Raw genomic sequence first — 12026 nt, forward strand, 5'->3', positions numbered from 1 at the left:
CGATGATTTTAACCTCACAACCCCCGCACATGGCGGAACTTGCGCTCACCGGTGCCTGATTATGCCACAAACCTGCGGATCCGACACCGGATCCTGGCCGGATTTGCTGGTGCGTCAGGCCCCAGACAGTTGTCAGACCGTCCCGCCGTCACTTGCTTGTCCAATTCGCCCGCGCTTCCTCACCCTGCCGCAGTCAAGGGGTGGCGCTACAAGCACCATGCTTTCCACCACGTCGCTGATGAAGACAGGCACAGAGCCCCACCGGGGCGCCCTCCATCAGGCGGCGAATGGCGCGAAAACTCTGCAGCGCAGCGTCGGCAGCCATGGGATTGACGAGCCAGGCTGGCAGCGTGTCGCCCGGGTTGGTATAGGTTTCGAGGCGCACCAGCGTCGTGCCGTTCAGCTGAGGCAGCGCTTCCCAGCGTCCTTCACTGGTGCGGATCCGCACCCGGCCGGGATAAGGCGGCAAAGCATCGGGGGCCGCCCAGACGCTCAGCACCAGGCCGCAATCTGGCAGCCGTTGCAGGCGGGAGTGGGTGATCAGCTCCCGGTCCTGTACGGGCCAGGGGGCCGCGAGGCGGGTATAGACAATATCCTCATCGGGGGCGGGCTTGGCCAACACCCTCACCTCCAGGCTTTGGGGCAGCCACTCCTGATGTCGACCGGTATCACGCAGCACCGCGAGCAACGCCGCAGGGGGCGCTGCCACATACATCTCCAGTCGCAAGGCCAGAAAGGCGCCGGGTGGATGAGGGCGGGTCCAGAGCAGTATGCCCTCCTCCCCTGCCTGCAGGTGCCAGCCTTGTCCCCAGACGGGCAGACAGAGCAGCCACAACAACCATGCCCCCAGCTTGTTCATCTCATCGCTCCGTTACCCCGCTCTTATGCTTATAGCCGTTTTCGGACGGGACAGAGACAGTCGGTGAACGGGGAGCCAAACCAAGTCACTCCATCAGCCAGATGTAGCCGACGCGCACTGTATTCTGAGCAAGGCCAGCGCATCGAGCAGGATCACCCGCTTGCGAGCGCGGCGATATTTGCCCGCGCCGCACAATGGCGATACCATCGGCGCTTGCCCGTTTCTGACCCTGGATACCTGATTGCCATGTCGCGCCCCCTGATCCTCGCCTCCACCTCCCGTTACCGCAAAGCCTTGCTGGAAAAGCTAGGCCTCCCCTTTGAGTGCGCCGCGCCCGAAGTAGATGAATCTGTGCTGCCAGGTGAAGAGGCACAGGCGCTGGTGGCCCGCCTTGCCCATGCCAAAGCCAGCGCCATTGCCGGCCTGCGTGATCAAGGGCTGATCATCGGCTCGGATCAGGTGTGCGTCTGCGATGGCCGGATCCTGGGGAAACCGGGAACGGTCGAACAAGCGGTAGCCCAGCTGATGGCGGCCCAGGGGCGCAGCGTCACCTTTTATACCGGCCTGTGCGTACTGGATGCGGCCTCCGGCCGGGTCGAGCAGCTGGTTGAGCCTTTCACCGTCCATTTTCGCCAGCTGGATGAGGGGGCTATCCGCCGCTATGTGGAGGCCGAACGTCCCCTCGACTGCGCCGGCAGCTTCAAGTGTGAAGGCATGGGTATCGTGCTGTTCAAGGCTCTGGAGGGACGCGATCCCAATGCACTGATCGGCTTGCCGCTGATCGGACTGATCGAACTGCTGGAGCGCCACGGCCTCTCTCTGCCCTGATGAAGGCAGAATGTTGGCAATAAAAAACGGAAGCCTTGGCTTCCGTTTTTTATTGCATCCCGGTGCTTGTCATCAACCCAGCAGCGCCCTCAGCTCCGCCATGGTATCGACCACCGCCAGCGGATGGTGGGCCTGCAGGTGCCCCCGGTTGTGCACGCCCCAGCTTACGCCGATGCGCGGCATGGCCAGCGCTTCGGCCATCGCCATGTCGTGGATGGAGTCACCTATCATCACCGCCTGTGACGGGATCAGCGCCAGCTCGGTCAGGATTTGGGTCAACATCAGGGGATCAGGCTTGGAGTTGGCCTCATCCGCTCCGCGCGTGGCGGCAAAGAGTGGCCGCAACCCGGTTTCATCCAGTACCCTGTCCAACCCCCGCCGTGACTTGCCGGTCGCCACCGCCAGCGCAATGCCCTGCTCGTGCCAGCCGTGCAGCAGCTCCCTCGCCCCGGCAAACAGTGGGCTGGGAGTGGCATCGTGCAGATAGTGGTGGCGATAGCGGGCGATCAGAGCATTGGCTCGCTCACCGCCCTGCTCCAAGGAAAACAGCCGGGGGATGCCGACCTCCAGACTGAGGCCGATGATCTGATGAGTCTCGGTGGCGGTGGGTACCAGCTCGGCACAGTCACGGGCGGCGGCAGCCACGCAGGCCACTATCCGGCCCACCGAGTCCATCAGGGTACCGTCCCAGTCGAAAATGGCGAGCCGGATCTGCGTCATCAGCGGGCCAGTCCGTTGAGGAAGGTTTCGAGCTCGGGCGACAGGGGCGCTTCGACCTGCATCTCGCGACCATCGGCCGGATGGGTAAAGGTCAGCCGCCAGGCATGCAAGAAGAGCCGTTTCAGGCCTTGGCTGCGCATTTTCTCGTCAAATGCCGCTTCTCCATACTTGTCGTCACACGCGATGGGGTGGCCGGCATGCAGGGTGTGCACCCGGATCTGGTGGGTACGGCCGGTGATCGGGCTGCACTCGACCAGGGTCGCCTCGGCGAATTGACGGGCAATGCGAAACCGGGTTTCTGACGGCTTGCCATCGGCACTGACCCGCACGACCCGCTCGCCGGATTGCAAATCATTCTTGCGCAGCGGCGCATTGACCACCTTGACGTGGGGTTGCCACTGGCCACGCACCAGCGCCAGGTACTGTTTGCGCATGGTCTTGACCCGCAGCTGCTCGTGCAGACTACGCAGGGCGCTGCGCTTCTTGGCGACCAGCAGCACACCGGAGGTGTCGCGATCGAGACGATGCACCAGTTCGAGAAAACGGGCTTCCGGGCGCAGGGCGCGCAGCCCTTCGATGACCCCGAAGCTCAGCCCGCTGCCGCCGTGAACGGCCATGCCGGACGGCTTGTTGAGCACGATCATGGCGTCGTCTTCAAACAGGATCTGGCTTTCCAGACGCTGGATGCTGCCGAGGTTGGCCGAGGGCAATTCATTCTTTTCGGCGACCCGCACGGGGGGAACCCGTACCTCGTCGCCGGCGCAGAGTTTGTACTCCGGTTTGATGCGCTTTTTGTTGACGCGCACTTCCCCCTTGCGAAGGATGCGATAGATCAGGCTCTTGGGGACGCCCTTTAGCTGAGTCTTGAGAAAATTGTCGATGCGCTGCCCGTCATGCTCAGCTTCGATGGTGAGCAGCTGCACTTGTTGTTGTATCTGTGTCATGGCGCGGATTTTAACACTGCCGACGGCCCTTGGCTGCATGCTTTGTTGAAAAATGGCGCCTTGCTATAAAAGTGATTTAAATGGGATAATAAACAAGGTTTTGTCATTGTGTTCAAGCCTTGTACTAAGTGGCCAAAAATTATGCCACCCAATCCCGAAACACCGTGTATACAAGAACATGACGGTTCCCGGGTGCGAGGTACAGCGCATGGAGAACGCAAACAGAACCGCCTATTTGTCTCCACACCGGTATCCTTTTCATGCCTTCTCGAGAAGGCTGAACCAGAGTGCCCTTAGTTTGCGCCTCATGCATACCCCAACCGGGAGGTTGCCCCAGTATGCTGAAGACCCGAGGCCGGCGCCGGCAGGATCCTGTGGAGGAAATCAAAATGACAAAATAACGAGAACTCAATGAAAAGAATGCTAATCAACGCGACTCAGGAAGAAGAGTTGCGCGTAGCGCTGGTTGACGGACAACAGCTCTACGATCTGGATATTGAAAGTCCGGGACACGAGCAGAAGAAAGCGAACATTTACAAGGGCAAAATCACCCGCGTAGAACCCAGTCTCGAAGCTGCTTTTGTCGACTATGGCGCCGAGCGCCACGGTTTCCTGCCGTTAAAGGAAATCGCCCGCAATTACTTCCCCTCCGGTTACTCCTATCAGGGTCGTCCCAACATCAAAGAAGTGGTCCGCGAAGGCCAGGAAGTCATCGTCCAGATCGACAAGGAAGAGCGTGGCACCAAGGGTGCAGCCCTCACCACCTTCATCAGTCTGGCCGGCAGCTACCTGGTGCTGATGCCGAACAACCCCCGTGCCGGCGGTATCTCCCGTCGCATCGAGGGCGATGAACGGACTGAACTGAAAGAAGCCCTGAGCGGCCTGACCGTGCCGGACGGCATGGGCCTCATCGTGCGTACCGCCGGTGTGGGCAAGTCCCCGGAAGAGCTGGAATGGGATCTGAACGTTCTGCTCAACCACTGGGACTCCATCCACAAGGCGTCACAGAGCCGCTCCGCGCCGGTGCTGATCCATCAGGAAAGCAACGTCATCGTGCGTGCCATCCGTGATTACCTGCGCCGCGATGTGGGCGAGATCCTGATCGACAACCCGGTCATTTTCGAACGCGCCAAGTCGCACATCGAGCTGGTACGTCCCGATTTCCTCAACCGCGTGAAGCTGTACAAGGGTGAAGTTGCCCTGTTCAACCACTTCCAGATTGAGAGCCAGATCGAGTCTGCCTTCCAGCGTGAAGTGCGCCTGCCCTCCGGCGGCAGCATCGTGATCGATCCGACCGAAGCGCTGACCTCCATCGATATCAACTCCTCCCGCGCCACCAAGGGCGGCGATATCGAAGAGACTGCGCTGCAGACCAACCTGGAAGCGGCCGACGAGATTGCCCGTCAATTGCGTCTGCGTGACCTGGGTGGTCTGATTGTCATCGACTTCATCGACATGACGCCGGTTCGCCATCAGCGCGAAGTGGAAAACCGTCTGCGTGAAGCCGTGCATCAGGACCGTGCCCGCATCCAGCTCGGCCGGATCTCCCGTTTCGGTCTGCTGGAGATGTCTCGTCAGCGTCTGCGTCCCTCCCTCAACGAGTCCAGCAGCCATATCTGCCCCCGTTGCCAGGGTCAGGGCGTGATCCGTGACAACGAATCACTGGCCCTGTCCATCCTGCGTCTCATCGAAGAAGAGGCGATGAAGGACAACACCGAGCAGGTGCATGCTCAGGTGCCGGTCGATGTCGCCGCCTATCTGCTCAACGAGAAGCGCAGCTCCATCGCCAGCCTGGAACAACGTAATGATGTGCGTGTCTACATCATTCCGAACCAGCACCTGGAAACCCCGCACTACGAAGTGACCCGCATCCGTCAGAACGAGATCCCGGAAGCGGCCAGCTACGAGCTGAAAACCGAAATTGCCAAGCCGGTCTACCAGCCGAAACAGGCCCAGACCATCGAGCGCGAGCAGCCCCTGCTGCAAGGCTTCGTCCAGGCACCGCAACCGGCTGCGCCCGCCCCTGTTGCAGCCCCGGTTGCCGAAGAGCCGGGCCTGTTCGGCAAGCTGTTCAAGAGCCTCTCCAACCTGTTCGGCGGCAATGCTGACAGCGCCGAGGTCACCGCGCCTGCCGAGAAACCGGCAACGCGCGAGGCTCGCAAAGAGGACGGTCACCGTCATCAGCGCGATGAATCCCGCAGCCGTGGTCAACGTGGTCGTCGTGACGACAACCGCAGCAGCCGCAACGGCGATGCCGGCGAGAAGCGCGAAGGCGTGGCCAGCCGCGAGAACGGCGAAGGCCGCAACCGTCGCCCACGCAAAGAGCGTGAGCCGCGTCAGGAACGTGAAGCCCGTGGTGACGTGCGCGAACAGCGCATGGAACGTGAACCTCGCGAGGCTCGTGAGCCGCGTCAGGAGCGCGAACCCCGTGCCCCACGTCAGGCTCGTGAGCCCCGAGCTCCGCGTGAACCCCGTGCCGAGGTAGTGGTCGACACGCTGGACAGCGTAGAAGCCGTTGCCACCAACGTGGAACAGCGTCAGGAAAAAGAGCAGAAAGTGGCCGAGCGCCGCGAACGCCGCCAACTGCGCAAGCAGATCCGTGTCGATGCGCCTGCCGATGACGCCGCTGTTGCCCATGCTGCCGATGTAGCGCCGGTTGCCACCGTCGATGCCGTTGACGCGACTGAACAGCAGGATGAGCAGGCAGAAGGCCAGCGTCGTTCCCGCCGTACTCCGCGCAATCAACGTATCGAAGGCCAACGCCGCAAGCGCATCAACGAAGAAGCTCGCAGCCAGCGTGACGATGAAGAGCAGACTGCCGAAGTCGCAGCACCGACTCTGACTGCCGCCGCGCAAGCCGATGCAGCCCAGGTCAAAGTGGAAGAGCCGGCTGTGCCCGTGATCACCATCCCGAGCGCTGAAGCCGTTGCTGCTGCCCTGCAGGCCTCCTCCGCCCTGACCGAGCACGTGGTTGCCGAGGCCGTCGCCGAAGAAGCCCGCGAGCAGGCCGAAGCCGTTGTCGCCGCTGAACCGGTAGCAACCGTCGTCGAAACCGCCCCCGTGGTGGCCGAACCGGTCATTGCTGCTGTTGAAGCCGCGCCTGTTGCAGTGGAAACCGTGGTAGAGGCTGTCGTTGAGCCCGTACAGGTTATTGAGACTCCGGTTGTGGAAGCGACCGTAGAAACCGCCCCGGCAGTTGCAGACGTTGTTGCCGCACCGACCTTTGAGCCGGTTGCCGCTGTGGCCGAACCTGTTGTCGTTGCAGAGACTGCCAAGGTTGAACCCGCAACCGCAGCCCCGGCTGCCAAGCAGGTCAAGCGCGGTGGCAGCCTGCTGGCTGGTGCCCGCAAGGCCTCTGCCCCGATGGCAACTCCGGCCGCCGCCCCTGCCCTGCCGGCACGCGAGCCGGTCGAGTATGCACCCTTGGTGCGCAGCGAAGTGGCCACTTCCGGCCGTCATGGTGGCAGTACTGCCGCCGTCAACGTTGCAACCAGCCCGGCCGGTCGTCCCTGATTGACCCGCTAGCCTGATAAAAGAGCCACACACTGTGTGGCTCTTTTTTTATCTCTCTATGTAGCTCGTATTGACCCAGGAGCAGCGCCTGCAACCCAGTCCATTACAGTCTGCTCATCTTCTTTATGCCACTCTGTGCAAACCGATCCCGTCATGCTTCCCTACCCCACTACCCCACTACCCCACTACCCCACTATCCCACTATCCAGGCTTCATACCGCTGATGCATCCATATGACCTGAAACCCGGGTCGTTTTACGACAGCAGACATGGTCAGTTGAAACCGCGGTTAACACGGCTTGCTCCCCCACTCCAGGCGGCTTTCCAAGCAGTGCAGCTGTGATAGCGGAGCAGAACATTGCTCATGCCGTTGCACACTGTCCATTTCTTCTATCGGATATTCACCAACGCACATTTGTACTCTTTGTCTTTGCCTCGTTACATCATCTGAACTCTGCGGCTCGCGCCGATTGGCCTCCCCACTACTTGAGTGATTGGTCTAACGGGCCACGGTGTTGTCGATGTGACATCCTCCCGCTTTGTATACTGGTTTTTTGAAGGTCGTGATATGGGCGAGATCAGAGACGAGTCTTTTACATTGTTTTCAAATATTTAGTTTGATGGCATATCATGGGGGTACTGGAGTCCTCGACCTTACCAAGATATGGCAGAGCGTTTAGTTTTGAAGGTATGAAAAAAGGGCCCTTGGGGCCCTTTTGACAATCAGATGGAACTGGTTCAGCTGAACAGATGGTTGCTGATCAGGAACAGACCACCGGAGAGCAGCATGGTGAGCGGCAGGGTCAGCACCCAGGCCATCAGAATGGTCTTGATGGTCTGGCTCTGCAGGCCCGACTTGTTGGCCACCATGGTCCCCGCTACCGCAGAGGAGAGAATATGGGTGGTGGACACCGGCATGCCGGTCAGACTGGCAATACCGATGGAGGCAGCTGCCGTGATCTGGGCTGCGATCCCCTGGCTATAGGTCATGCCGGAGGAGCCGATCTTCTCGCCTACCGTGTAGACGATACGACGCCAGCCCACCATGGTGCCGCAGCCAAGCGCCAGGGCGATGGAGACGATAACCCAGGTCGGCGCGTATTCGGCGGTAGCGGTCAGATCCTTGCGCCATTTGGCCAGATCGGTCAGCTCCTTGGCCGGCAGCGGCAGCTTGGAAACCTTGCGGGCGGTATCGTCGATGCACAGCAGCAGGCGACGTACTTCACGGCGATCGGTCAGGTCCATCTCTTCATAGGTACGCACCTGGGCAAGACGATTGTCCAGGGTGGCCATGGCCTGCAGTGCACCGGAGGCGGCGCAATGGGTCATCAGCTCTTCCTGGGCCTGGGCCGGCACCTTGAAGTCCACCACCTTGGAAACCAGCTCATGGTTACGCTGATAGATCTCCATGATGCGCTGGTTGGCATCCTGGGTGCGATCCAGATCGTAGGAGCGGCTGTTCATGTCCAGCGCGAAGTAGGCCGGCGCCATGCAGATCAGCACCAGCATCACCAGACCGATACCCTTCTGGCCATCGTTGGAGCCGTGCACGAAGCTGACCCCCATGGCAGAAGCTACCAGCGTGAGACGAGCCCAGAACGGCGGATGCTTCTTGCCATCCACCAGCAGGCGCTCTTCCGGCGTTTTGTGGATCTTGCTGCCCTGCCAGACACGTTTCATGGCAAACAGCAGTATGGCCGCAATGATGAAACCGACGGTGGGCGAGATGATGAGGGAGAGCATGATATCGATCGCTTTGCCGACGTTGATGCCTTCCTGCAGCGGTTGATGGTTGATCCAGGCATAGGCGCCGCCTACCCCCAGTATGGAGCCGATCAGCGTGTGCGAACTGGATGCGGGGATCCCGAAGAACCAGGTGCCCAGATTCCACACGATGGCGGAAAACAGCAGGGAGAACACCATGATAAGACCCTGGGTAGAGTCCATTCCGAGCAGCAGATCAATGGGCAGCAAGTGAACAATGGCATAGGCCACCCCCAACCCGCCCATCATGACCCCGGCAAAGTTGAACAGACCGGAGGCCACCACGGCCGTATGTGCCGGCATCGCCTTGGTATAGATGACCGTTGCTACCGCGTTGGCGGTATCGTGAAAGCCATTGATGAATTCATAGGCCAACACAAAAAAAACGGCCAATACCAAACCAATTGACCACCACAAACCCAAACCACTAAACATTTCAAACATAAAAAACGAACCTGTTTATGAGTTGCGGCGGATTATGCCAGAAGGCTGGTAACGCCATACCCGTTGTTGAAATATTTCAGTAAGAAAAAAAAAGAGCATTCAGCCAAAAAATAGCTTAGCGCCAGTCACCATGCGGCTTGTCTTGGATTAATTAAACAGACCTTGCCTGACAAAAACAGTCCCCAAACGGGAACAATTCATCATTTCCGGCCACTCCAATCCCCCTCCACAGGTGCGCGTTGCGTCAATCTTGGACCAACCCAAAAGGGAGAATTGCACAAGGAACCGACAACTTACCTGCCGACACAGGTTGCCACCACCATGGATAAGGGCGCCGTTGCGGGCGCCCTTCTTCAGCATATTGTCTCTTGTCGACTGCCAAGGATCACACAGGCCAGATCAGTCCTGGTTGATGCGGCTGGCCACGGCGCCCTGCTGGCTCTTGTACTTGGCGTTTTCCCGCTTGTTGTAGGGACGCGCCGCCACACCGGAGAGCATCTCGAAGTTCAGCGCACCGATCTTCATCTTGGGGCGCAGCGCCAGCGGCAGCTTGCCGCCGTTGTAGAACTCCAGCACGATGCGGCCGGACCAGCCCGGATCAATGCGGTGTGCGGTCACATGTACCATGAGGCCCAGGCGAGCCAGGGAGGAACGGCCATCGAGCCAGCCGACGATATCCGCCGGCAGGGTGACCGATTCATAAGTGACCGCCAGCGCCAGCTGACCCGGGTGCAGATAGAAGGCTTCCCCATCGGGAATGTGGATTTCGTCGCTCATCACCCGATCGATGGCATCGGCCATCTCGCTGCTCGGCCCGCTCAGATCAATATAGGGAGCGGTGTGATCGCGAAACACCCGAAACTCGTTGCCCAGCAGCACGTCGACGCTGACGCCACTGATCCGTTCAATACCGGGTCTTGGCTCAATGACGATCTTGCCTTCATCCAGATGACGTTCGATATCGGTATCACAAAGACGCATTGGGCGACTCTCCTGACAAATTGTTCATTTAAAAAAGCCGGGCATCACCCGGCTTGATATCTCTCAACCAATCAACATATGGCGGATCCGCGCCTTGAGCATGTCAATGGCGATGCGGTTCTTGCCGCCACGGGGCACGATCACGTCCGCGTACTGCTTGGAAGGCTCGATAAACTGCAGGAACATGGGACGCACCGTCTTCTGGTACTGCTTGAGCACGGAATCCATGGTCCGGCCGCGCTCCTGCACGTCGCGCACCAGGCGGCGCAGCAGGCAGATGTCGAGCGGGGTATCCATGAAGATGGAGGCATCCATCAGATCGCGCAAGCGGCTGTCGGTCAGCAACAGGATCCCTTCCAGAATGATCACCCGGCGCGGGGCAAAGGGGGTCACATCGCTCATGCGGGTGTGTTCGGTATAGGAGTACTGGGGAATGTTGACGGCATCCCCCTGCACCAGCTGGCTCAGGTGCTGTACCAGCAGGTCGTGATCCAGTGCGTTGGGGTGGTCATAGTTGGTCTTGACCCGCTCTTCCATGGTCAGGTGGGTCTGATCGCGATAGTAGCAATCCTCGGTGATCACGCCAATTTGACCGGCTCCCAGCTCGGCCACCAGCTCTTCATAGATGGTTTGGGCTATAAGACTTTTGCCGGACGCGGATGCACCAGCAATACCGATGATCACACACGAATGTTGAGTATCAGACATTGAAAAATACCTAAAGAGAAGAGCAGTGGGGATTGTTTAAACCGATCCATTATATAAAAAAGGGTGAGCCCTGCCCACCCTCAAATCCACCCCAAACGGCCGACCGCCGATTATTCATCCAGCGCCATGGTATAGAGGGGGGTCGCAATCGGTTTTCCGCTGAAATAGAGTTCAGCCCCCACCCGACGGGCCAGTTTCAGATAGGCCTCTGCCAGCTCCCCTTTCGGTGCGCCGAACACGGTCGGGCAGCCATCGTCCATGTGTTTGCGGATGTCGATGTGCAGTGGCAGCTGACCCAGCAGCGCCACCTGATACTGCTCGGCCATCTTCTGGCCGCCGCCGGTACCGAATATCGCCTCATGATGACCACAGGCGCTGCAGACGTGGTAGCTCATGTTCTCGACGATGCCGAGCACGGGCACATTGACCTTGTTGAACATGGCCACCCCCTTGCGCGCATCCGCCAGCGCCACGTCCTGAGGGGTGGTGACAATCACCGCTGCCGTGGTCGGTACCTGCTGGGCCAGGGTGAGCTGGATGTCGCCGGTGCCCGGCGGCATGTCCACCACCAGGTAGTCCACCTCGCCCCAGCGGGTCTCGTGGAGGATCTGGGCCAGCGCCTTGCTCGCCATGGGGCCGCGCCAGATGGTGGCATCCTGCTCGGAGACCAGATAGCCGATGCTGTTGCTCTTGAGGCCACAGGCCATCACCGGCTCCATCAACTTGCCGTCATGGCTGACGGGGCGCTCCTTGAGGGTTCCGGTCATGGTCGGGATGGAGGGGCCGTAAATGTCCGCATCCAGAATGGCGACTCGCGCCCCCTCCTTTTGCAGTGCCAGCGCCAGGTTGACGGCGGTGGTAGACTTGCCCACCCCGCCCTTGCCAGAGGCGACCACGATGATGTTGCGAATGCCCTGCACCGCCGCCAGCCCCTGCGCCCGCGGCATGCTGGCCACCTCGATCTCGCCCACCCAGTCGATACGGGTCGCACCGGTGACGCTGCGCAGCCGGGCATCGAAGTCCTGCTGGATCTGCTCGAACAGGGAGTGGCCGGCGAAAGGCAACACCAGCTTGATGGTGAGCGCCGAACCCTGTTTGTCGATGCTGCGTACGAAGCCGGCAGCCACCAGATCCTTGCCCCACCCTGTCGGCTTAAATTCGGCCAGGATCTGTTTTACTGAATCAATCACCATTAACTCCTCATTATCTTGTCATTATCTTGAGGTGAACGGTTACCGCACACAAATCAGTGGCTTGCCTGCTTG

9 protein-coding genes are annotated in these 12026 nt (G+C 60.0%); 2 read left to right on the top strand and 7 right to left on the bottom strand.

Going from position 1 to position 12026, the window contains the following annotated elements; genetic code table 11:
- Window positions 1–193: 193 nt before the first annotated feature.
- Window positions 194–859: an START domain-containing protein gene (locus tag AB5Y81_RS02245; RefSeq protein ID WP_017779015.1), complete on the bottom strand. Its 666-nt coding sequence runs from the start codon at window positions 857–859 to the stop codon at window positions 194–196.
- A 246-nt stretch (window positions 860–1105) separates the two neighbouring features.
- Here AB5Y81_RS02245 and AB5Y81_RS02250 point away from each other — a divergent pair, with 246 nt between their 5' ends.
- Window positions 1106–1687 carry a nucleoside triphosphate pyrophosphatase gene (locus AB5Y81_RS02250; protein WP_026141059.1) on the top strand — a complete coding sequence of 194 codons (582 nt, stop codon included), beginning with the start codon at window positions 1106–1108 and terminating at the stop codon, window positions 1685–1687.
- Window positions 1688–1759: 72 nt separating this feature from the next.
- Here the strand turns inward: AB5Y81_RS02250 and AB5Y81_RS02255 are convergent, their stop codons facing one another.
- Entirely contained in the window at window positions 1760–2407 is a 648-nt protein-coding gene (locus AB5Y81_RS02255) for an HAD-IA family hydrolase (RefSeq protein WP_279484347.1), read from the bottom strand.
- A complete protein-coding gene (gene rluC, locus AB5Y81_RS02260) occupies window positions 2407–3351 on the bottom strand; it encodes a 23S rRNA pseudouridine(955/2504/2580) synthase RluC (RefSeq protein WP_010633970.1) in 945 nt (314 codons plus the stop codon). The genes AB5Y81_RS02255 and rluC overlap by 1 nt, the downstream gene beginning before the upstream one ends.
- Window positions 3352–3762: 411 nt before the next feature.
- On the opposite strand from rluC, the gene rne reads away from it, so the two are divergent.
- Window positions 3763–6864, top strand: a complete 3102-nt coding sequence (gene rne, locus AB5Y81_RS02265) for a ribonuclease E (RefSeq protein ID WP_279484346.1) — start codon at window positions 3763–3765, stop codon at window positions 6862–6864.
- Window positions 6865–7602: 738 nt separating this feature from the next.
- On the opposite strand, the gene AB5Y81_RS02270 is transcribed toward rne, so the two are convergent.
- From AB5Y81_RS02270 to apbC, 4 genes are all read right to left on the bottom strand, one after another.
- On the bottom strand, window positions 7603–9072 hold the full coding sequence (locus AB5Y81_RS02270) for an inorganic phosphate transporter (protein ID WP_005300957.1): 1470 nt from the start codon (window positions 9070–9072) through the stop codon (window positions 7603–7605).
- 399 nt (window positions 9073–9471) lie between these two features.
- Complete coding sequence (gene dcd, locus AB5Y81_RS02275; RefSeq protein ID WP_005300960.1) at window positions 9472–10053, bottom strand: dCTP deaminase; 582 nt, start codon at window positions 10051–10053, stop codon at window positions 9472–9474.
- Window positions 10054–10116: 63 nt separating this feature from the next.
- Entirely contained in the window at window positions 10117–10761 is a 645-nt protein-coding gene (gene udk / locus AB5Y81_RS02280; protein ID WP_005300963.1) for a uridine kinase, read from the bottom strand.
- A gap of 110 nt (window positions 10762–10871) precedes the next feature.
- The gene (gene apbC, locus AB5Y81_RS02285; protein ID WP_017779010.1) at window positions 10872–11954 is read right to left on the bottom strand and encodes an iron-sulfur cluster carrier protein ApbC; all 1083 of its coding nucleotides are present in this window, start codon (window positions 11952–11954) and stop codon (window positions 10872–10874) included.
- Between the last annotated feature and the right edge of the window lie 72 nt (window positions 11955–12026).

The sequence above is a fragment of the Aeromonas sp. s2 genome, from assembly GCF_040907935.1.
In the GTDB taxonomy this organism is placed as follows: Bacteria; Pseudomonadota; Gammaproteobacteria; order Enterobacterales; family Aeromonadaceae; genus Aeromonas; species Aeromonas dhakensis.